Source organism: Nonlabens agnitus, assembly GCF_002994045.1.
In the GTDB taxonomy this organism is placed as follows: Bacteria; Bacteroidota; Bacteroidia; order Flavobacteriales; family Flavobacteriaceae; genus Nonlabens; species Nonlabens agnitus.
Genome location: NZ_MQUC01000003.1, coordinates 2,691,142 through 2,711,036 on the forward strand (window position 1 = coordinate 2,691,142; position 19,895 = coordinate 2,711,036).

Here is a 19,895-nt window from a genome sequence, read left to right on the forward strand (position 1 = left end):
TATTTCTTAAAGCTTCCTCTATGTTTAAACATCTTGCCAAGGATATTCCTGCCAGTATCGTCGTTTTCTTTGTGGCATTGCCGCTTTGTTTAGGTATTGCAGTTGCGAGTGACGCGCCTCCATTTGCTGGATTGATTGCAGGTATCATAGGTGGTATTGTAGTTGGAGCTATTAGCGGCTCGCAAGTAGGTGTGAGTGGACCAGCTGCCGGTCTTGCTGCCATTGTTTTGGCTGCCATTGCCTCTTTGGGCTATGAGAAGTTCCTGGTTGCCGTGGTATTGGGTGGCGTGATTCAGATTGTTTTTGGTATCGCGCGCGCTGGTGTTATTGGGTATTATTTTCCGTCTTCAGTGATCAAGGGAATGCTTACGGGAATAGGTATCATCATTATCCTGAAGCAGATTCCGCACTTTTTTGGAGTTGATAAGGATCCAGAAGGCGATTTTAGATTCAATCAGCCTGATGGTGAGAATACGTTTACTGAAATTTTCAATATAACCGACAGCATAGGTTGGGGAAGCACCTTGATAGCGGTGATTGCATTGTTGACTCTGATCCTATGGTCTAATGTTTTGTCTAAAAAAGGTAAATTTTTCACCTTGATTCAAGGACCACTGGTAGCGGTGGTTTTAGGAATCATTTTCTACGCCTTGACTACTGGCAAATCATTAGAGATATCTAGTTTACACTTAGTAAATGTTCCTATTCCTGATGGTATTAACTCTTTTATAGGTCAATTTACCTTTCCGGATTTTAGTGTGATAGGCATGCCAGAAGTCTGGATCACTGGTTTTACCATTGCGCTCGTAGCCAGTTTGGAAACCTTACTTTGTGTCGAAGCTACCGACAAGCTGGATCCAGAAAAGCGCATCACACCTACAAATCGCGAATTGTACGCGCAGGGTACTGGAAACATTCTATCTGGATTGATAGGAGGTATTCCCATTACTCAGGTAATTGTGAGAAGTAGTGCCAATATACAATCTGGCGGAAAGACCAAAATGAGTGCGATTATTCATGGTTTTCTTTTATTGATATGTGTAGTACTCATTCCTGTGGTGTTGAATATGATACCACTATCGGTTCTTGCCGCGATTTTATTTATTGTGGGTTATAAACTCGCAAAGCCATCCACCTTCAAGGCTATGTGGGATGCTGGTTTAAAACAATTCGTACCCTTTATAGTTACAGTAATTATTATTGTATTCAAGGATTTGCTTTGGGGAATAGGCGTTGGATTGGCTCTGGGAATTGTAATGACCTTATATCAAAGTTATAAGAACAGTCACTTCCTGCATAAAGAAGATCCTGATCAAGGCGGTCCCAGATTAAAAATGACGCTAGCAGAAGAGGTGACTTTCTTCAATAAAGCTGCTATTAAGAGAGAGCTTGAAGAACTTCCAGAAGGAACACAGTTAGAACTTAATATCACAAAGACCACGTACATGGACTACGATATTATTGAAATATTACAGGACTTTAAGCAAAAAGCCATAAATCGTAATATTAATATTACTCTTGTCTCTGAACGCGGTACTTTAAAAGATCCTGAAAATTACTTTCAGTTCTTTGAGCAGGAGAAACTGCATCTTTCTGATAATCAAAGGAACATATCTTAATTCTATTTTACACAAACCTGTTTTAAATCTTCTTAATTCATGAAGCTATTTAGTCACATTAAAGGAGATCTTTTTGGAGGTCTTACCGCAGGTATTGTCGCATTACCGCTGGCGCTTGCCTTTGGGGTTCAATCTGGATTGGGAGCTGTTGCAGGACTATACGGCGCTATATTCATTGGATTCTTCGCATCATTATTTGGTGGCACGAACACGCAGATTTCTGGGCCTACAGCGCCCATGACTGCCGTAAGTATGGTGGTTATTGCGGGAATACTACAATTGAACGAAGGCAGTATTGAGAATGCCTTACCAGCAATACTTGCCGTCTTTCTTATGGCAGGAATTTTCCAGGTAAGTTTGGGAGCGCTCAAGTTGGGTAAATACATCAAATACATTCCATATCCAGTGGTTTCTGGATTTATGACAGGAATAGGTGTGATCATCTTGATTACCCAAATTCTGCCAGCCATAGGTTATAATGCAGGAGCAGATGAAGCATACGTGAGAACCTTTGAGCCTGTCGCTCAAGAATCCATTCTCAATGGTATTCTAGCAGATGAGGTCGATGAGGACGTACTCGTCATCGATGACTTTCAATCGGCAATTGCACGTGCCCAAAATATCACCGATGAGGAAATAGCTGCCGAAGCCAAATCCATGGCCCAAAGCTCCAGTAAAGGCGTTATAGGTACTATTAAAACCTTACCGCGAGCGATACAAAATATCAACTGGACAGAGTTAATCACTGCGCTCGTTACCATCGTGATCATTTTTGGATTCAAGAAAATCACTACCGCCATTCCGTCTACTTTAATAGCCTTGTTGGGTGTTTCTGGAGCCGTGTACTTTTTAAATGTGGACGCGATGAAATTGGGTGAGATTCCGTCAGGTTTTCCCATGCCCAATTTTGAGATCATCACGGGTTTTAGTTTTGCAGAGGTTTCACCCTATATTCTCACCGCACTAACGCTTTCCCTATTGGGCGCCATAGATTCTTTGCTTACCAGCGTTGTTGCAGACAACATGACCAAAACCCAACACAACCCCAATCAGGAATTGATAGGTCAAGGAATAGGGAACAGTATCGCATCGCTTTTTGGAGGTATTCCAGGCGCTGGTGCCACGATTAGGACCGTAGTCAATATCAATTCTGGTGGTAAGACCAAACTATCGGGAATGATCGCCGCCGTTTTATTGCTCATTATTGTGGTCGCTTTAGGCAGTTTTGCCAGTGAGATTCCCAATGCAGTTCTAGCAGGAATATTGATTACCGTTGGTATAGGCGTGATGGATTACAAAGGTTTGAAAGCGTTGAGATCCATCCCTAAAAGCGACGTCATCATCATGTTTATCGTGCTTATTTTGACCGTTACTTGGGATCTGGTTTATGCCGTTGGAATAGGACTGGTCATTGCCAGTTTAATTTTCATGAAAAAAATGGGAGACGCAAATGCTGCAAAAAGTAAAATAAAAACGCTTTCGCGAAAGGATGAATACACTAACGAGGATTACTCCTTAGTACCATTGGACCTACGCGAAGAGGTGTTTATCAAAGAGCTGGATGGGCCATTATTTTTTGGATCTACCAAAGACTTTCAGGCCATGTCACAAATCATTCCGCCCAAAGCCACGCACGTGATCATAAGGATGGAGAAAGTACCTTTCATGGATCAATCAGGATTGTTTGCGTTTGAAGATGTCTCACAGGCATTGATCAAGCAAGGTGTTACGCCTTTACTTGCTGGTTTGAAGGAACAACCACGCTACCGACTGGAGGCTATTGACATCATACCAGATTTGATTAGCAATGATCATGTATTTGACACCTATGAAGAATGTGTAGGTTGGGTGTCGCAAAACGTTGCAGATACGGTTGGACCTGATGAGGTTTGATTAAAATTCTTGGATGTATTTGAATAATGTTTAATCGCATTATTGCAAATCAGACGTATCATAAGGTGCGGCATTAATTCTGCACCTTATGATAGAATGCGATTCTTTGAGGAATGGGAATAATTAATAAATTGTATCAGGCTGCACGGTATCTCGTTGAGTGCGCCATTCCTTTTCTTCACCGCGTATCTTACGATCCAGTTCGTCAGCTTGTTCTAGAATTTTAGGAAGTAAATACGGCGCCACTGGTTCAACATAAGGATATACTAGGCTTTCTTCCTTGACCTCGCGGTCGATGATTTGGATCTCACCGGCAGCGCTGTTGACAAACATCAAAATCACGCTGGCGATAAAGGCTAGTTTTACCAGCCCAAATGCGCCACCAGCAATCTTATTCAGAAAGCTGAGCTGGACGGTTTTGACCAGCTTGGTCACCAGCTTACCAACATAGGTCACAACCAGAATGATCACCACAAACGTGATGATAAAACTCACGATGGTGATGGTAGAATCATCCCATTCCGTATGGGACATGAGCCAGTCGCCTGCATAATTAGAAAAGTGAATGGACCCGTAAATGGCTGCTACAAGAGCGACCAGCGAGGTCAATTCTACAAAAAAGCCGTTGAGGTATCCTTTCCAGAATCCAACCAATAGAAATATCAATAATGCAATGTCTAACCAATTCATATTGCTAAGATAATAAAAGGCATGAGGCAATAGGTACTAGGTATGCGGTAACACATTTATTGTAAAGCTTGATCGTAGGTATGAAGAATAGAGGAATAGAAGATAAGCGGATTAGATTTATCGTTAAGTATATAATTGTTTTTTATTCAAAATACTTTACCGCTAATTTTGCTCAGACAAGCTGAAAGTGACCATAGCGTTTGCAGAATATTACCTATTTCAAGTGTTGTAGAATGCGACAGGAATATTACTTCAAACTCTCCTTAATATCTGCCATCAACTTCAAACCACCATTGTTGAGGATGTGTTCCGCTTTCGCGAAAGCGAACTCTTCCAAATCGTGCCAGTCCAAGCTTTCTGAAATACCGGTAGTCTGAATGCGTTGTTTTCCATCAAGCGACAACAAACAGCCCGTGAAATGCAATCTACCTTGTTTAATGACCGCATATGCACCTATGGGCGCCGTACAACCGCCTTCCAGACGGCGTAAAAAGAATCGCTCTACATCCACACATTTTTGAGTGTCGAGATGGTTGAGCTGTGCCACGGCATCTACCACATCTGTGTTTTCCTTCATCGCGGCTACCATCATGGCACCTTGCGCTGGTGCTGGGATAAAACTATCTAGATGTGAATATTCTAGACTATAGGAACCGCGCAAATTCTTGAGGATATTGATGCGTTCCAGACCAGCTTTGGCAAATATAGCAGCATGCCAGTCGGTATTGTTTTGAAGTTTTGCAAGCCTAGTGTTCACATTACCGCGCAAATCCACCACCTTGTGCAAAGGATACATGTTGAGCCACTGTGACTTGCGGCGCAAACTACCCGTTGCGATCGTCATGTGATCGTCAGGATTGAAGGTCGATTTATAAACCAAGATATCGCGCTGGTCAGCGCGTTCCAGGACCGCTGCCTGGATCATGCCTTTGGGCAGCTGTGTAGGCACGTCCTTAAGACTGTGAACGGCAATGTCGATCTCACCTTTAACAAGAGCAACATCCAGTGTTTTGGTAAAGATGCCTGTAATTCCCATCTCGTACAGCGGCTCGTCCAGATTGAGGTCACCTTGGGATTTTACGGGAACAAGTAGGGTTTGATGTCCTCGTGATTCCAATTCGTTTTGAACCGTGCGCGCTTGCCACATGGCCAGCTCGCTATCGCGAGTTCCTATGCGTATCTGTTTAGTCATGCGCAATGGTCTGTGCGTCTAGTTTGAAGACTTTGTTGAGCAATTCAATGGCTTGCTGTGTGTTTTCATCTTCATCGCGCAAATGGTTAGCAAAATGACCTGCAATTTTCTGAATGATACGATCTGCAAGAACATCGGCTTGTTCTTGATTGAAGTTGTCAATTTTGGTGCGGTTGCTCTTGATTTCTGCCTCTTTGAGTAAGGACAGTTTATTCTTGAGGGCAAACATGGTAGGCGCAAACTTGCGAGACTCGCGCCAGGCGTCAAACTCTGCCGTGATCTCTGCAATGATTTCTTGCGCTTGTGGTATAAAATGCTCTCGGTTTTGGAGTGTGCTTTCGGTGATTTGAGAAAGCTCGTCCAGATGAATAAGCGTCACATTTTCCAGTTCGCTTACATCAGGATCTACATTGCGTGGTATGGAAAGATCCAATAGCAATAAAGGCCTATTGGTAACAATAAGATTTTTAGAAACCGTAGGGTTTTGTGCGCCAGTAGCGACAATCATAATATCAGTTCCTGCGATTTCTTCTTCCAATTGTGCATAATCTCGCACGACCAGGTCAAACTTACCAGCGATGCGCTCTGCGCGATCTTTGGTACGATTGATTAGTGTGATTTGTTTGTTTTGCGTGTGTTTGATCAGATTCTCACAGGTATTGCGACCTATTTTTCCTGTTCCAAAAAGCAAAATCTTCTTCTCTTGAGCGCGCTCTACCTCATTCAAAATATATTGAACGCTGGCAAAGGAAACCGATGTCGCGCCACTGCTTAATTGGGTTTCGGTTTTGATGCGTTTGCTGGCCTGTATCACCGCATTGATCAAACGCTCCATATAGGCGTTGAGCAAGCCCAATTTTTTGGACTTTTTAAAAGTCATCTTAAGCTGTCCAATGATTTCAAAATCACCTAAGATCTGACTGTCTAGACCTGTTCCTACTTGAAATAGATGCTGGATTGCAGCTTCTTCTTCATGAATGTAGGCTACTTGCTCAAACTCTTCCATGGTTCCATGGGAATGGGCACAAAGTAACTGAATCAAATCATTGGGATGCTGGGCAAACCCATATAGCTCTGTACGGTTACAGGTAGAAATGACAGCAAGTGATGGGATTTTTTCTTCTTTTGCCTGCTCCAATAAGTTGGATATGCCGGTATCGCTCAATGCGAACGAACCACGCATCTCAGCATCGGCTTTGCGATAACTGATGCCTATGGCATAGAACTTATAAGATTTTCCCGAAACTTGCGGCATGGATTGCTTTTGCAATAAGTCGCAAAATTAATGGTAGCATTTCGTTAAAAATAACGCTAGAGGTTTCATTTTCGTCGCAATGTGCTAATTTTGATGTCAAATGGTGTATTATCACTATTAACAATGGTTTTGAGAAGTTACGCTTTCGCGAAAGCGTGCTATTTATAATCATTACAAATAAAAATATCTATGAAAAATACCGCTAAAGGAGCTGCAGAAGTAACGCATATTGAAGATGGGTTTCAAGTGGTGCGCATCAAGAATGAAACCATTGAAAATGTGAGGTTTGAGCATGCCGTGGACCGTACTTTTATACAGTTTCACTTCTGTTTGAAAGGTAACGTCCAGCTGGCTTTTAACGAGGGCAGCTATCAATTGCCACTTTTAGAACAAAACTCTTATTTGTTGTACAATCCTACCAGGGATTTGCCAGTAAACATCGATGTATCGACCAATAGCTGGGTAATCGTTGTGCTGGTTTCCATCAAAAAATTTCACTCGTTGTTCTCGCCAGATGCAGATCACGTGAGCTTTTTAAGTACAGAAAATAGGGACAAAAAATATTATGTGGATGGAAAGGTATCACCATCTATGGCTGTGGCGCTACACCAATTGATGAATTATAATTTGAACGACGCGATCAAGCGTTTGTATTTTAAGGGAAAATCCTATGAATTGCTTTCGCTGTATTTCAATACTAAAGATGATCCAGATACAGAGTCCTGCCCATTTCTAGTCGATGAAAAAAACATGGCCAAAATCAAGATGGCCAAAGACATCATCATCGAGCGCATGACAGATCCACCATCACTATCAGACCTGGCACTGGAAATAGGTTTGTCGCTCAAGAAACTTAAAGAAGGTTTCAAGGAAGTGTACGGTGACACGGTTTATGGATTTTTGCTGGATCATAAACTGGAATATGCACGCCAGTTGCTGGACAGCGGTCAGCACAATGTCAATGAAGTTGGTCTAAAGGTAGGATACAGTACCGGCAGCCATTTTATTAGTGCCTTTAAAAAGAAATATGGAACGACGCCTAAGAAATATGTGACGGCGGATTGATTATTTCTTGCGGTAAACCTTGTCAACCTCATCTGTCTTTATCAAGGATAATTTCCCATGCCGTAACATCCAGTTGTGTGAGGTGATTTGTAGAATGTTTTTATAGTAATGATCAGATATAAGGATTCCTTTTTGGGATCCTTTTTCTTTGATGAGTTCTTGCACGCGCTGGATTTGTAAAGGTGCTAGTCCAGAAAACGGCTCGTCCAGCATCAGGAATGGATGCGGCAAATAGAACACCAATAAAAACTCTAAAAAGCGGCGCTCGCCCATGGAAAGAATACCCACTTTTTTGTGGTGCATGGAATGCAACATGGGCTCGTAGAGGATCTTGTCTTGATTTTCGTGATCTGGATACCAAAATTGAACTACATCTGTCACCTTGACTCCTTTTATCACAAACGGATCCTGCGGTAAATAAGCTACATGCTGCAGATGCTGTTGGGTCAAATCAACCGAGTGCTCGTCAACAAACGCATGGTAATCTGCTTTTTTGTTACTGCCAGAGAGGCTTTGCATGAGCGAAGACTTTCCAGCACCATTTAAACCCAACAAGCCATGGATGTCACCGGTTTTTAATTTGAAATCGATCTGGTCTAGAATCGTTTTGCGACCGTAGGAAAGTTGAAGGTTTTTGATATAAAGTGTATGCTTATCCATATATCAAAGTCACTAAGGCCCACAATGGTATCGTGATGATCCAAATAAAAACAGAGGCAAACAAGTACAATTCCCGTTTTCTAATCCCGAGATTTTGGAACACAAAACGCTCTTGTTTATAGAAATAATGATAGGCAAGAATACCGATAGGAATACCAAAAGTAGCAAATGTTGCTAGCGTTATTTGAGGCATAGCACTTGCTAAAGTTGGAAAGGAAATCACCGCAGAGAAGAAGGCTACTCTAACGGCAAACCATAATTTAAGTCGAATGTAGGTCACGTCTTAAAATTAGAAATTAAATCTAATTCCTAATCTGCATAAGCAATTCCTGATACGACAATTCATTTTCTGGATTTTCTCGCAAGTATTTGTACACTTTATCGATCACCTGTTGTGAGGCTCCCAATTCTTGGAATAAACGAACGTCGGTTTCCCAGGTTCTTATATCTCCTTTGGTTTCAGCAAGTTTTTGACTTAGGAGTGCGATCTGTTTCAACTCTGTATAGTTGGTAGTTTGCTTCATATCGTTGATGCCGGTGAGTAGATCTCCATAAGTCAAGTTGTCGATAAGCTTGTCCTTAGTTAGCTTTTTGAGTAGTGTTGATAGCGCCTCAATACGACCAAAAAACCGAATGTCATACTCGTCAAGACCGCAGGAACTCAACCTGGATACTTCTCTTTTTACCACGGCAGCGCTTTGCAGGGATCCATCTACAAGAAAGGTCATGATTTCATTTTGTACATCACCACAGCTTTGCGGCTTGTCAATGCTCATGGAGACTTTATTTTGAGCCACAGCTACCACAGAGAAGCTTGCGAGTAAAATGGTGAAAAGGTATTTCATAGATAGTTTCAAATATAACAGAACCTGACCTGCGAAAAGAGTGCCAAAGCAATAACGTCCAAAAACTGTAATTGATACGAATTGAAAAAATTCTGTAGTTTTAAGGTAAACCAAACCAAACCAACTGAACCGATGAAATTCAAGAAAAAACCAGCAGTCTGGTTCTGGATCGTTGCCGTGCTGCTACTCCTTTGGAATATCATGGGGCTTCTGGCCTTCTTAACTGAAGCCGTTGCGCCGCAACTCATGACAGAAACCTTTAATCAAGAACAACTAGAAATGTACAATAACCGGCCATCGTGGTACATGTACAATTTTGCCATAGCCGTATTTGCAGGCACTTTCTCTTGTATTATGTTGCTCGCGCGCAAGAAATTTGCCGTTACTTTGGCCATTTTTTCTTTTTTAGCGGTGCTTATTAGTACAGGTTATACTGTTTATTCTGGCGCCTTGGATCTCGTTGGAATGTCTGATAAAGTCTTGTTTTATCTCGTATTTGTTTTCGGTTTTATATTGGTGCTTTTTGCCATGTTTGCCACAAGAAAGCGCTGGATCGTTTAAGACCGTTGCCGATTATATGAAATATCTAAATGGTCATGAATTGTTTTTACAGGAACATCCTTATTTTTAGAAATACATAAGATCAATTTTCAATGACGACAAGAACAGCACCACCTACCGTATTTTGGATTATTTCATTTCTCATGCTGTTGTGGAGTGTCGCAGACCTCACCGTTTTTGTTTTGGATACTTTTATGGCAAACCCGCCATCTTTCGATAACAATTCTGTAACTAATGTTGCTAATGATGAACTGCCACTATGGTATGTTGGGGTTTTGGCTTTTGCGATCGTCACTGGTACGGCATCCAGCATATTTCTCATCATGCGCAAAAAGATAGCTGCACTACTGGCCTCCATTTCATTTGTGGCTGTAATCATGGATGTTGCATTCACTCAATTTGCCTTCAGCCTGGTGGACAATAGCCTTTACAATTGGGATGTTTTATATATCATCCTATTCTTTGATTTGACCTTGCTGTTTTTCACCCATTATAGCAAGTGGAAAAATTGGATCGCATAGATTACAATAGAATATCTCGTGCAGCGCGATAGGTATTAGTGTGTGCGTCTATGATGATCTTGATTTCTGGTGAGTAGCCTCCGCCCATACTGCATTGTACTGGTATGAAGGGTTTTGAAATGTGGTTCGCTTTCGCGAAAGCGGAAAAACTATACTCATCGCGCATCTTACAACCTTGAGGTGTCAGGCCCAATCTGCCCAGTTTATCAGTGCTCAACACATCAACGCCAGCGAGGTAGAAGATAAAGTCAGGTTTTTGTTGTGCAATCAAATCTGGTAGATGGTGGCGTAACTCTTTCAGGAAAGCCTCGTCATTGGTACCATCAGGCAAGGCGATATCCAGATCTGAAGTTTCCTTTTTAAACGGATAGTTGCTCGCGCCATGCATGGAAAAAGTGAACACGCTGTCGTCGCCGGTAAAGATTTCTGCCGTTCCATTTCCTTGATGTACGTCCAGATCCACGATCAAAATCTTTTCAGCATGTCCATGGTGTTGTAAATACCTTGCAGCAATGGCTTGATCGTTGAGCAGGCAAAACGCCTCACCATGATCTGTATAGGCATGGTGCGTGCCACCAGCAATATTCATGGCGACCTTGTGGTCGATAGCTTTGAGACAGCCTTCAATAGTGCCTTGAGCGATGCGCAATTCTCTACTGACCAATTCTTTACTTAAAGGAAAGCCCAGTTTGCGCGCGGCACGCTTGTCCAGCGTCAAGTTTTTAAGGTCGTCCAGGTAATCAGCCGTGTGAACCCGTAGGACATCAACATCCTCGCACAACTTGCTGGGTTCAAAAAAATCGGCTTCTGTTGCAATACCTTCTAATTTTAATTGCTCTGGCAGCAATTCATATTTGATCATGGGGAATCGATGCCCTTCTGGTAACGGATGCTTATAAATAGGATGAAATGCGATAGGAAGCATGCGAGTGGATGTACAATTTGGAATTCAATACGGCAAACTGCTATTAATGGTCGTGATTGATCACAACAGCTAACCAGCGACAGTGTTTACAAAATTAAGCCTTGAAAATATGGAAAGACTTAAGAAGATTGTAATTGATAAATTCGATAGGCAACGATTTTGCCAGTACCTTTGTGGTAACTTAAACAGAACTCTTGTAATAGCTCAAAATGTTGACAGTGAGTTTTTTAAATATTGAGATTGCAGCTGGTACTAATTCTAAATTATGAAAAAAATAATCTATTTGTTTGCGATAGTGATGATCGCATTTTCCTGTAAAAACGTTGCAGAAGATCCGCTAGAAGAAGAAATCGCATCTTTTGATCAATTGACAGAACAAACCATGGAAGTCCACGATGAAGTCATGCCAGAAATGGGACGCCTCATGGACTTGAGCATTGAAATTGACTCAAAAATGGAAGATGCAGCGTTAAGCGACGCTCAAGTAGAACAACTGTTTGACGCACAGGTACAGCTGGATGAGGCTCACGATGCCATGATGGACTGGATGAAAGACTATTCTGAAAAGTTTCCTTATGAAGCAGAAACTCCATCTACCATAGAAGAACTGGAAGAGAAGATGCCTATCCTACAAGCATCTTATAATGAAATAATAAAGGTGAAGAACGACACGCAAGCCGCAATTAAAAATGCAGAAGAGTTGCTGGCCAACTCATAACTTTTCCTACAAACTCTTAACCTTATCTCAAAGACACCTTTAAGCTTCGTTATAAAGGTATCTTTGAGATAAGTTGTTTTATACATATGCTAGAAACTGATAATCACGAATACGAAAAAGCCATTCTCATAGGTGTGATCACGCAATCACAAGATGAGGAAAAGCTCAATGAATATATGGACGAGCTGGAGTTCCTTGCCTATACGGCAGGTGCGACGGTGCGTAAACGATTTAGCCAGAAAATGGCAAAGCCCAATCCTAAGACCTTTATTGGGACTGGAAAAATGGAAGAGATACAAGCCTATGTCAAGGCCCACGATATAGATACCGTCATCTTTGATGATGAACTATCGCCGGCTCAACAACGCAATATTGAAAAAGCACTGGAGGCAAAAATCATTGATCGAACCTATTTGATCCTGGACATATTTGCCCAACGCGCACAAACCAGTTATGCACGTACTCAAGTGGAGCTGGCTCAATATGAATACCTTTTACCTAGACTTGTGGGATTATGGACTCACCTTGAAAGACAAAAAGGTGGTATAGGTATGCGTGGTCCAGGTGAGACAGAAATTGAAACAGATAGACGTATCGTAAGGGACCGAATCACTTTACTCAAAGCAAAGCTGATTAAGATTGACAAGCAAATGGCCACTCAACGCGGTAATCGCGGTCAACTGGTGCGTGTTGCCTTAGTAGGATATACCAACGTTGGTAAAAGCACATTGATGAATGTGGTATCAAAAAGCGATGTTTTTGCCGAAAACAAGCTGTTTGCAACGCTGGATACCACCGTGAGAAAAGTGGTAGTCGGGAATTTACCTTTTCTGTTAACAGACACGGTTGGGTTTATACGCAAACTACCTACACAGCTGGTAGAGTCCTTTAAATCAACTCTAGATGAGGTAAGAGAGTCTGACTTACTGTTGCATGTGGTTGATATCTCACACGAGTCCTTTGAAGATCACATAGCGTCAGTGAATAAAATTTTGGATGAGATTGATGCCATTGATAAGCCTACGATTATGGTGTTCAACAAAATCGATAAATACCAACCAGAAGATTATGATGAAGCTGATCTTATGGTAGAGCGCACCTCAGTTCATTATTCTTTGGAAGAATGGAAAAACACCTGGATGTCGAGAACTGGCGACGATGTGATTTTTATAAGCGCTATCGAGAAGGAGAATATGGAGCAGTTTCGGAAGAAGGTGTATGATAAAGTGAGAGAAATACACGTTTCTCGATTCCCATACAATGCTTTTCTATATCCCGATATTATGGGAGAAGAAGAGTAAAAGGTCCCATTTATAGCTAGAAATACATGAAAAAAACACTACTGTACGTTTTTATAGGCCTTTTGACAGTGGTGGTTGGAGGTTATTTCTATGCCAATTATCTTGTGAAAAGCAAGCTGGAATCTTTTCTAGCAGAACAGCTTTCACCTGAACTTGATTTTCAATATGGAGATCTGTATATGAGTACCTTCACAGGAACCATCTCGATTAAGGATATCAATGTTGAACTCTCCAATCAAACCGATACTCTAGTACACACCAGAGCTACCGTAGATAAGTTGTCCTTATCTGGTTTTGGCTATTGGAAGTTTTTTGTCAAGGATCAAATCCAGTTTGAGAGAATCAATATTGATAGAAACAACATTGTCTATTTCAAGGATAAATTCAAATCTACTGCGCAAATTGACACGATAAAGGCAAATCCGCTGGCGACGCTGGATAAAAGCGTACTTATCGAGAATGTGGATATTGGAGCTACATCATTTACTATTTATGACTCTTCCAAAGATTCTGTGGTGTTGCATGTTGCCAAAGCTGCATTTGCAGCGAGAGACGTTCGTACTGATGGGAAAACCATACGCAAACGTATTCCTGTTACTTACGAGGACGTGCATTTGGAAAGCGACTCATTATTTTTAAAAATCAGCCCTTTTGAAACGCTTAGTGTCGGGCATATGAGTTTGACCCAAGAAGACATCACGATCGATAGGCTTTCCATCAAACCTAAATTCTCTAAAACGCAGTACAAAAGACTTATTGATAAGGAACGCGATTATACCGTTCTTGACGTTCCGGTCGTTGAACTTCTAGGCTACAACTTCGGGTTTAATGGCTCAACCTTGTTTACTAAGGTGGACAAGATCCATCTAGAAACACCAGAGTTATCCATATATCGAGATAAGCTGGTAGCAGACGATCCAAGCTTCAAACCTCTGTACAGTAAATTGCTGAGAGATTTAAATATGGATCTCATGGTAGATAGCATCACGGTTTCCAACAGTGTGATTACCTATGAAGAAAAGCTTAAGGCAGATCAACCTGCAGGCTCCATCAAATTCACAAATCTGGATTTGAATATGTCCACCGTAGGTAACACGCAACACGCTGGAGAGCTCACAAAAATCACAGCCGATGGTCTTTTCCAACAAAGCAATCTGCATGTGGATTGGGCTTTTGATGTACATGACACCAGTGATGCCTTTAGATTTAGTGGAAATCTAGGGAAACTGCCTGCTGCAAATATCAATTCTTTCACAGGTCCCAACCTCAATGTAGGATTTGAAGGCACACTGCAGGAAATCTATTTTGACATTTCAGGGAACAATAACCGCTCACAGACCGCGATGAAAATGGCCTATGAAGACTTTAAGATCGACCTGATGAAAAAGGATGGTACAGGAATCAATAAGTTGCTCTCTGGTATCGCCAATCTATTTGTTGCTAATGATAGCCGTAAAAACGGTGAGAAATATCGTGAGGGAAATGGTGAAGCAGACCGCAACAAGACGCAATCTGTGTTCAATTTTGTGTGGATCAGTATTCTATCGGCCTTGATTAAGACGATGACTTAGAGAAGTTTCGCTTTCGCGAAAGCGAACTCTTTTAATACTCTTTACAAGGTATAATTCAACCCTAATCCTGAAACCTCGCGTATCTGGAAGGCACCAACGGCGTTATCGTCATAGATGGCTTGAAAGATCAACTTGGCACTAATATAATCGTTGACTTTCATGTTGATGTTAGTCGCATAATTGATATCGACGTTTCCTGGTTTATCCAAGTAATTAGAATATATGAGCAGCTTGTTGTCCATGGTAATGTTGTCCATGATCTTGAGCTTGTACACCGCATTAATGGAGGCGCCTAGTTCATAACGTCTACTTTCTCCAGCTGCCACGCCAAAGTAACTGCCGTCCTCATAATCTTCTGCACTGGTAAACATGTCATCCACCATGATCAATCGTGCAGTCGATGGCGCTACATTAAGCGTAAGCACCTTATTCTTTTTGTACAAAAATCCTGGGCCGGCTTGAAAATACCCTGGAGAAAACATGTTAGTGCGCTCTGTTCTTGTGATCTCACCATCTTCATTTGTGGCATAGACATAGCCTTTAGTCGCTTGCGTCATTGCGTTGATAAAGAACGAATAGTAGGCCGTGTCGTCATTTTCATTGACTTCATAGCCTATGACGCTGTTAAGCTCTATTCTATCATTGGTCTTGCGGGTAAACTTCTCATTTTCTTGAATGGTTAGACCGTATTCTGCACTAATGCTGTTTTCCCATGCGATGCGATCTTCTGTATAATTAAAATCAAGGTCTGCTGCAAAACTGCCCGCAATACTGGATGTACCGCCACCGGTCCAGTCTGCATTAAAGGCAGATTGATTGAATAGAAACTGGAGTTTGCCGGTGTTTTTCCAGCCGTTTTGATTCACATCATCATCTCCAGCATCTTGAGCCTGTAGCTTTACCATCGAGGTTAGAAAAAGTAAAAGGCACATCAATATTCTCATAGGTGGTGGTTTTCGATTTTGGCAAAGATAGAATCTTCTTGTTTTTTCTAAAAACGAATGATTTTTGGACTTCTTGTGTCTTCTGGGATTTTTTGATGTACCAAAACCAAAAAAGCACCCAATTAGGGTGCTTTTGATATCTCTGTAGAATACAAAGCTATAGTTTGTAGTTAAGTCCCAATCCAAACACCTCACGTATCTGGAAGGCTCCAACGGCATTGTCGTCATAAATTGCTTGGAAAATCAAGTTGGCACTTAGCCATTCGTTGACTTTCATGTTTACTGCTGCAGAGTAGTTGATGTCCACATTTCCTGGTTTGTCCAGGTAGTTGGAGTACAGCAATAGAACATTGTCCATGGTGATGTTTTCTGCAATATCAAATTTGTACAATGCATTTACAGAGGCACCAAATTCAAATCTGGAACTCTCACCTGCATCTACACCAAAGTATGCACCATCCTGATAATCAACTCCAGATGTAAACTGATCGTCAACAACGATCAATCTTGCAGTTGCAGGTGCGATGTTTACAGAGAAGTTTTCGTCTCTCTTATATAACATACCTGGACCAGCCTGGAAGTATCCTGGAGAAAGAATATGGGTACGCTCGGTGCGTATCGTCTCGCCAGTATCAGGATCTTCACTAAATGTGTATCCTTTAGTAAATTGAGTAAGTGCATTAAAGAAGAAGGAATAAGACCACTTGCTTTCCTCAGACACTTTATACCCATAAACCGAATTGAATTCCAACCTGTCGTTGGTCTTGCGAGTGAAGTCATCACCGTCTTGCTTAGTGATACCGTATTCTGCAATGATCTTACTGTCCCAAGTGGTGCGACCATCTAGGTAATTAAAATCGTAATTGATTCCCGCGTTTCCAGCAATACTGGAAGTACCGCCACCAGTCCATTCTGCATTAAAGGCAGATTGATTGAACAGTAATTGAAACGTACCGCCTTTTGACCAACCTTGTGGTTGAGCATCAGGATCTGCATCTTGTGCCTGTGTGGTTGCCATCATTGCTAGCAACAGGGCAGAAAGTAGAAGTTTTTTCATATAACCTAGTTTAAGTAAATCCCAAAACTAAGGTTCTTTTTATAAATCCTAAATAGAAAAATGAAAGCTGTGGCGTGGAAAGGCTTAAGACGCGTGCTACCGGCGTTTTTTGTAAACAGGAACCGATGAACAGGCTTCTCCATACATCACGCTGCTGGCGATGCCTTGAAGCTTCTCTGTAATCATTAGGTATGCTGCAACGGGAACTGGCTTTTTAGAACAGCCTTTTACAATTACCGGCAGGTCTTTATAACTGGACAGATCAATATGAGCCATTACATTGCGGTACAAATGAGTCTCCAGGTCTTCAAGAGTTCCAAGGACTACGGTCTCGGCTATTCCAGTCAATTGAGATTGCAGTAACATCCATGCCCACGGCGGCACTATGGCGTCTGTACTGCAATTAAGGGCAACGTGATGATTTTTATAGACCGTGAAGTCTGTGTTTTTTACGCTTTCGCGAAAGCGAGTTTCCATCAACACTAATCCTTCCATCAACCATTGCGAGATATCAATCTCTGTGCGCGGTCCTGCGACATAATAATCCTCAAGGTCAAAATTCTTGAGCTTGGAATTTGCAACACGATTGATGATTTCTTCTCTCATTTTTAGAGCATTCCCAGTTCTAGCTTTGCCTCTTCACTCATCAAGTCCTTGTTCCATGGTGGATCAAAAGTGATCTCCACTTCTGCATCCTTGACTTCTTTAAGAGACTTAATTTTTTCCTCAACCTCGGCAGGCAGTGATTCTGCTACTGGGCAGTTGGGTGATGTTAAAGTCATGAGCACTTTTACCTCTGCTTCTTCACTTACCATCACGTCATAGATCAATCCCAGTTCATAAATATCCACTGGAATTTCTGGATCATAAATGGTTTTGATAACGCGTATGACCTTTTCACCTAGTTCTTGTCCGTTGATTTCTTCCATGGTTTAATTAAGTTGTGATTGATACGCCACTGCGTACATTTTAAGTTGTTTGATCATTGATACCAAGCCATTTGCTCGAGTAGGAGATAAGTGCTCTTTAAGGCCTATTTCATCAATAAAATCTGTATCTGCTTCCAGAATATCCTGCGGTTTTTGGTTGGACCAGGCACGTATGAGAATAGCAATTATCCCTTTTGTTATAATGGCATCACTGTCTGCGGTAAAAACGACTTTGTCTTGGTCAAGATCTGCGTGAACCCATACTTTAGACTGACAACCTTTGATGATGTGATCCTCGTCTTTGTATTGCTCATCAATAATGGGCAAACTTTTACCTAGATCGATCATGTATTCATAGCGTTGCATCCAGTCGTCAAACATGGCGAACTCGTCTACGATTTCTTCTTGTATTTCTTTTATGCTACTCATTGACTCTTTTTGCCTTGATCAATACCATTCCATCTTCATCCATCAATCTCAAGTGATCGTTTTTGTATTCTGCTTTTTTGACTAACGCCAGCTGATTCATGAATAACTGCTCTGTTTTTGCCTTTTCTTCACAGTACATCTTAGTTGCCATGATCATTCCAATGTCCACATTATTTGCTTCTGGATTTTCAAACGTACCGCTGTATTCATTACAGCTGTTGTTTCCAGAGATACGATTTTCTTTTTCTGACATATCTATATTGATAGTGATGCCTTGACCGGCCATATTTTGACCATCAATGGTAACGACCTCATAAGACCCATTGATATCTTCCAGCTCATCGCAGGCAACAAGTGTCAAAATCATCATCCCAAAAAGTAGAAATTTAGTTTTCATAGCTATTCAATTAGCATAGGTTAATGATGTTAAGATAACATCTTTACTGCACGGTGCAAAGCCTGTACCATAACGTCTATCTCTTCCTTTGTATTATAGAATGCAAAGCTGGCTCTTATGGTTCCTGCTATTTGATAGCGATCCATCACTGGTTGCGCGCAGTGGTGGCCCGTGCGCACAGCAATACCTAACTTGTCAACAATCGTTCCTATGTCATATGGGTGAATCCCATCAACATTGAATGAAATTACCGCCGCTTTGTCAGCCACATCACCGTAAATGGTAGCTCCTGGAATGGTTTTAATTTGCTCTGTCCCATAAACCAGTAATTCATGTTCATAGGCAGCGATTGCATCCATGCCTATGCTATTGAGGTAGTCTACTGCAGCACCTAAGGCGATACCACCAGCGATATTAGGCGTACCAGCCTCAAATTTGTGAGGTAATCCTGCATAAGTCGTCTTTTCAAAGCTCACCTGATCAATCATCTCGCCGCCGCCTTGATATGGTGGGAGTTCGTTTAATGCCTCTTCTTTTCCATAAAGTAGTCCTATTCCTGTTGGACCGCACATTTTGTGACCTGCCATGGTATAAAAGTCTGCATTGAGTTCCTGCACATCAACTTTCATGTGACCACAAGATTGTGCGCCATCGATAAGCACTTTAGCTTGATGTTTATGAGCGCCAGCAATGATCTCTTTTACTGGATTTGTGACACCTAAGGCATTAGAAATGTGATTGACAACGACAAAAGCGGTTTTGGGATTCAACAAATCGTGATAGGCCTTCATGTCCAGCTGGCCGTTATCCATTACTGGAATGACCTTTAAATAAGCACCAACTCGTTCACACAGCATTTGCCATGGAACGATATTGGAATGATGTTCAACCGCACTAACGATGACTTCATCACCTTCTTTCACAAACACATGTGCACCACTAGCAACAGCGTTGATACTATGTGTGTTTCCCGAGGTGAAAATGCACTGTCTAGCGGTTGGGATGTTGAAAAATGCGCGACACTTTTCTCGGGAAGCTTCAAATAGATCTGTGGCTTCCTGACTTAAGGCATGAACACCGCGATGGATATTGGCATTGTAAAGTGTGTAGTATTCCGTGATTTTTTCAATGACCTGCAATGGCTTTTGTGAAGTCGCTGCATTGTCAAAATAAACCAAAGGCTGTCCATTCACCTCACGGTTGAGAATGGGAAAATCGGCACGTATTTTTTTGATGTCTAGCATAATGTAAAGGTACGATGTGATGCATTCATAACCTTGAAAACAAAAGCCCGATCAACAGATCGGGCTTTAAATTTATGTT

Annotated in this window: 22 protein-coding genes; 8 read left to right on the forward strand and 14 right to left on the reverse strand. The window is 41.7% G+C overall.

Going from position 1 to position 19,895, the window contains the following annotated elements; translation table 11 throughout:
• Nucleotides 1-20 precede the first annotated feature (20 nt).
• Entirely contained in the window at nt 21-1,619 is a 1,599-nt protein-coding gene (locus BST86_RS12425; protein ID WP_105983529.1) for a SulP family inorganic anion transporter, read from the forward strand.
• Nucleotides 1,620-1,658: 39 nt separating this feature from the next.
• A complete protein-coding gene (locus BST86_RS12430) occupies nt 1,659-3,512 on the forward strand; it encodes a SulP family inorganic anion transporter (protein ID WP_105983530.1) in 1,854 nt (617 codons plus the stop codon).
• Nucleotides 3,513-3,635: 123 nt separating this feature from the next.
• Here BST86_RS12430 and BST86_RS12435 read toward each other — a convergent pair whose 3' ends face one another.
• The 3 genes from BST86_RS12435 to hemA all read right to left on the reverse strand — a co-directional run bounded on the left by BST86_RS12435 (nt 3,636) and on the right by hemA (nt 6,649).
• Nucleotides 3,636-4,202 carry a CvpA family protein gene (locus BST86_RS12435; protein ID WP_105983531.1) on the reverse strand — a complete coding sequence of 189 codons (567 nt, stop codon included), beginning with the start codon at nt 4,200-4,202 and terminating at the stop codon, nt 3,636-3,638.
• A gap of 247 nt (nt 4,203-4,449) precedes the next feature.
• Nucleotides 4,450-5,394, reverse strand: a complete 945-nt coding sequence (gene hemC, locus BST86_RS12440; protein WP_105983532.1) for a hydroxymethylbilane synthase — start codon at nt 5,392-5,394, stop codon at nt 4,450-4,452.
• The gene (gene hemA / locus BST86_RS12445; protein ID WP_105983533.1) at nt 5,387-6,649 is read right to left on the reverse strand and encodes a glutamyl-tRNA reductase; all 1,263 of its coding nucleotides are present in this window, start codon (nt 6,647-6,649) and stop codon (nt 5,387-5,389) included. Before hemA ends, hemC begins: the two co-directional genes overlap by 8 nt.
• Before the next feature lie 189 nt (nt 6,650-6,838).
• Here hemA and BST86_RS12450 point away from each other — a divergent pair, with 189 nt between their 5' ends.
• Entirely contained in the window at nt 6,839-7,714 is an 876-nt protein-coding gene (locus BST86_RS12450; RefSeq protein WP_105983534.1) for a helix-turn-helix transcriptional regulator, read from the forward strand.
• Here BST86_RS12450 and BST86_RS12455 read toward each other — a convergent pair whose 3' ends face one another.
• Genes BST86_RS12455 through BST86_RS12465 form a run of 3 tightly spaced genes read right to left on the reverse strand, consistent with a single transcriptional unit; the run spans nt 7,715 to nt 9,219 of the window.
• Nucleotides 7,715-8,374 (reverse strand): ATP-binding cassette domain-containing protein, encoded by a 660-nt coding sequence (locus BST86_RS12455; RefSeq protein WP_105983535.1) that lies wholly within the window; start codon nt 8,372-8,374, stop codon nt 7,715-7,717.
• Entirely contained in the window at nt 8,367-8,654 is a 288-nt protein-coding gene (locus tag BST86_RS12460; protein ID WP_105983536.1) for a hypothetical protein, read from the reverse strand. Before BST86_RS12460 ends, BST86_RS12455 begins: the two co-directional genes overlap by 8 nt.
• Before the next feature lie 22 nt (nt 8,655-8,676).
• Complete coding sequence (locus tag BST86_RS12465; RefSeq protein WP_105983537.1) at nt 8,677-9,219, reverse strand: hypothetical protein; 543 nt, start codon at nt 9,217-9,219, stop codon at nt 8,677-8,679.
• A 132-nt stretch (nt 9,220-9,351) separates the two neighbouring features.
• Here BST86_RS12465 and BST86_RS12470 point away from each other — a divergent pair, with 132 nt between their 5' ends.
• Together BST86_RS12470 and BST86_RS12475 are read left to right on the forward strand one after the other, a co-directional pair.
• The gene (locus BST86_RS12470; protein WP_105983538.1) at nt 9,352-9,780 is read left to right on the forward strand and encodes a hypothetical protein; all 429 of its coding nucleotides are present in this window, start codon (nt 9,352-9,354) and stop codon (nt 9,778-9,780) included.
• A gap of 92 nt (nt 9,781-9,872) precedes the next feature.
• A complete protein-coding gene (locus BST86_RS12475) occupies nt 9,873-10,301 on the forward strand; it encodes a hypothetical protein (protein ID WP_105983539.1) in 429 nt (142 codons plus the stop codon).
• Nucleotide 10,302: 1 nt separating this feature from the next.
• Here BST86_RS12475 and BST86_RS12480 read toward each other — a convergent pair whose 3' ends face one another.
• Nucleotides 10,303-11,226, reverse strand: a complete 924-nt coding sequence (locus BST86_RS12480) for a histone deacetylase family protein (protein WP_105983540.1) — start codon at nt 11,224-11,226, stop codon at nt 10,303-10,305.
• A gap of 265 nt (nt 11,227-11,491) precedes the next feature.
• Between BST86_RS12480 and BST86_RS12485 the strand changes: the two genes are divergently transcribed.
• From BST86_RS12485 to BST86_RS12495, 3 genes are all read left to right on the forward strand, one after another.
• Complete coding sequence (locus tag BST86_RS12485; protein WP_105983541.1) at nt 11,492-11,944, forward strand: hypothetical protein; 453 nt, start codon at nt 11,492-11,494, stop codon at nt 11,942-11,944.
• 86 nt (nt 11,945-12,030) lie between these two features.
• Nucleotides 12,031-13,245, forward strand: a complete 1,215-nt coding sequence (gene hflX / locus BST86_RS12490) for a GTPase HflX (RefSeq protein WP_105983542.1) — start codon at nt 12,031-12,033, stop codon at nt 13,243-13,245.
• A gap of 26 nt (nt 13,246-13,271) precedes the next feature.
• The gene (locus BST86_RS12495) at nt 13,272-14,816 is read left to right on the forward strand and encodes an AsmA family protein (RefSeq protein WP_105983543.1); all 1,545 of its coding nucleotides are present in this window, start codon (nt 13,272-13,274) and stop codon (nt 14,814-14,816) included.
• 41 nt (nt 14,817-14,857) lie between these two features.
• Here BST86_RS12495 and BST86_RS12500 read toward each other — a convergent pair whose 3' ends face one another.
• The 7 genes from BST86_RS12500 to BST86_RS12530 form a co-directional block, all read right to left on the reverse strand.
• On the reverse strand, nt 14,858-15,760 hold the full coding sequence (locus tag BST86_RS12500; RefSeq protein ID WP_105983544.1) for a DUF3078 domain-containing protein: 903 nt from the start codon (nt 15,758-15,760) through the stop codon (nt 14,858-14,860).
• A gap of 157 nt (nt 15,761-15,917) precedes the next feature.
• Nucleotides 15,918-16,817, reverse strand: coding sequence for a DUF3078 domain-containing protein (locus tag BST86_RS12505; RefSeq protein ID WP_105983545.1), 900 nt, complete (start codon nt 16,815-16,817; stop codon nt 15,918-15,920).
• 96 nt (nt 16,818-16,913) lie between these two features.
• Nucleotides 16,914-17,423 (reverse strand): DUF2480 family protein, encoded by a 510-nt coding sequence (locus BST86_RS12510; protein WP_105983546.1) that lies wholly within the window; start codon nt 17,421-17,423, stop codon nt 16,914-16,916.
• Between the two features lie 2 nt (nt 17,424-17,425).
• Entirely contained in the window at nt 17,426-17,746 is a 321-nt protein-coding gene (locus tag BST86_RS12515) for an SUF system Fe-S cluster assembly protein (protein WP_055411560.1), read from the reverse strand.
• Between the two features lie 3 nt (nt 17,747-17,749).
• Nucleotides 17,750-18,175: a SufE family protein gene (locus tag BST86_RS12520; RefSeq protein WP_105983547.1), complete on the reverse strand. Its 426-nt coding sequence runs from the start codon at nt 18,173-18,175 to the stop codon at nt 17,750-17,752.
• Complete coding sequence (locus BST86_RS12525; protein ID WP_105983548.1) at nt 18,168-18,572, reverse strand: META domain-containing protein; 405 nt, start codon at nt 18,570-18,572, stop codon at nt 18,168-18,170. The genes BST86_RS12520 and BST86_RS12525 overlap by 8 nt, the downstream gene beginning before the upstream one ends.
• A gap of 29 nt (nt 18,573-18,601) precedes the next feature.
• On the reverse strand, nt 18,602-19,816 hold the full coding sequence (locus tag BST86_RS12530) for an aminotransferase class V-fold PLP-dependent enzyme (protein WP_105983549.1): 1,215 nt from the start codon (nt 19,814-19,816) through the stop codon (nt 18,602-18,604).
• Between the last annotated feature and the right edge of the window lie 79 nt (nt 19,817-19,895).

Excerpts from the sequence above, each read along its gene's own strand:
- BST86_RS12425 (WP_105983529.1), top strand. The coding sequence starts at position 21 with ATGTTTAAACATCTTGCCAAGGATATTCCTGCCAGTATCGTCGTTTTC.
- BST86_RS12430 (WP_105983530.1), top strand. The coding sequence starts at position 1,659 with ATGAAGCTATTTAGTCACATTAAAGGAGATCTTTTTGGAGGTCTTACC.
- BST86_RS12435 (WP_105983531.1), bottom strand. The coding sequence starts at position 4,202 with ATGAATTGGTTAGACATTGCATTATTGATATTTCTATTGGTTGGATTC.
- hemC (WP_105983532.1), bottom strand. The coding sequence starts at position 5,394 with ATGACTAAACAGATACGCATAGGAACTCGCGATAGCGAGCTGGCCATG.
- hemA (WP_105983533.1), bottom strand. The coding sequence starts at position 6,649 with ATGCCGCAAGTTTCGGGAAAATCTTATAAGTTCTATGCCATAGGCATC.
- BST86_RS12450 (WP_105983534.1), top strand. The coding sequence starts at position 6,839 with ATGAAAAATACCGCTAAAGGAGCTGCAGAAGTAACGCATATTGAAGAT.
- BST86_RS12455 (WP_105983535.1), bottom strand. The coding sequence starts at position 8,374 with ATGGATAAGCATACACTTTATATCAAAAACCTTCAACTTTCCTACGGT.
- BST86_RS12465 (WP_105983537.1), bottom strand. The coding sequence starts at position 9,219 with ATGAAATACCTTTTCACCATTTTACTCGCAAGCTTCTCTGTGGTAGCT.
- BST86_RS12470 (WP_105983538.1), top strand. The coding sequence starts at position 9,352 with ATGAAATTCAAGAAAAAACCAGCAGTCTGGTTCTGGATCGTTGCCGTG.
- BST86_RS12475 (WP_105983539.1), top strand. The coding sequence starts at position 9,873 with ATGACGACAAGAACAGCACCACCTACCGTATTTTGGATTATTTCATTT.
- BST86_RS12480 (WP_105983540.1), bottom strand. The coding sequence starts at position 11,226 with ATGCTTCCTATCGCATTTCATCCTATTTATAAGCATCCGTTACCAGAA.
- BST86_RS12485 (WP_105983541.1), top strand. The coding sequence starts at position 11,492 with ATGAAAAAAATAATCTATTTGTTTGCGATAGTGATGATCGCATTTTCC.
- hflX (WP_105983542.1), top strand. The coding sequence starts at position 12,031 with ATGCTAGAAACTGATAATCACGAATACGAAAAAGCCATTCTCATAGGT.
- BST86_RS12495 (WP_105983543.1), top strand. The coding sequence starts at position 13,272 with ATGAAAAAAACACTACTGTACGTTTTTATAGGCCTTTTGACAGTGGTG.
- BST86_RS12500 (WP_105983544.1), bottom strand. The coding sequence starts at position 15,760 with ATGAGAATATTGATGTGCCTTTTACTTTTTCTAACCTCGATGGTAAAG.
- BST86_RS12505 (WP_105983545.1), bottom strand. The coding sequence starts at position 16,817 with ATGAAAAAACTTCTACTTTCTGCCCTGTTGCTAGCAATGATGGCAACC.
- BST86_RS12510 (WP_105983546.1), bottom strand. The coding sequence starts at position 17,423 with ATGAGAGAAGAAATCATCAATCGTGTTGCAAATTCCAAGCTCAAGAAT.
- BST86_RS12515 (WP_055411560.1), bottom strand. The coding sequence starts at position 17,746 with ATGGAAGAAATCAACGGACAAGAACTAGGTGAAAAGGTCATACGCGTT.
- BST86_RS12520 (WP_105983547.1), bottom strand. The coding sequence starts at position 18,175 with ATGAGTAGCATAAAAGAAATACAAGAAGAAATCGTAGACGAGTTCGCC.
- BST86_RS12525 (WP_105983548.1), bottom strand. The coding sequence starts at position 18,572 with ATGAAAACTAAATTTCTACTTTTTGGGATGATGATTTTGACACTTGTT.
- BST86_RS12530 (WP_105983549.1), bottom strand. The coding sequence starts at position 19,816 with ATGCTAGACATCAAAAAAATACGTGCCGATTTTCCCATTCTCAACCGT.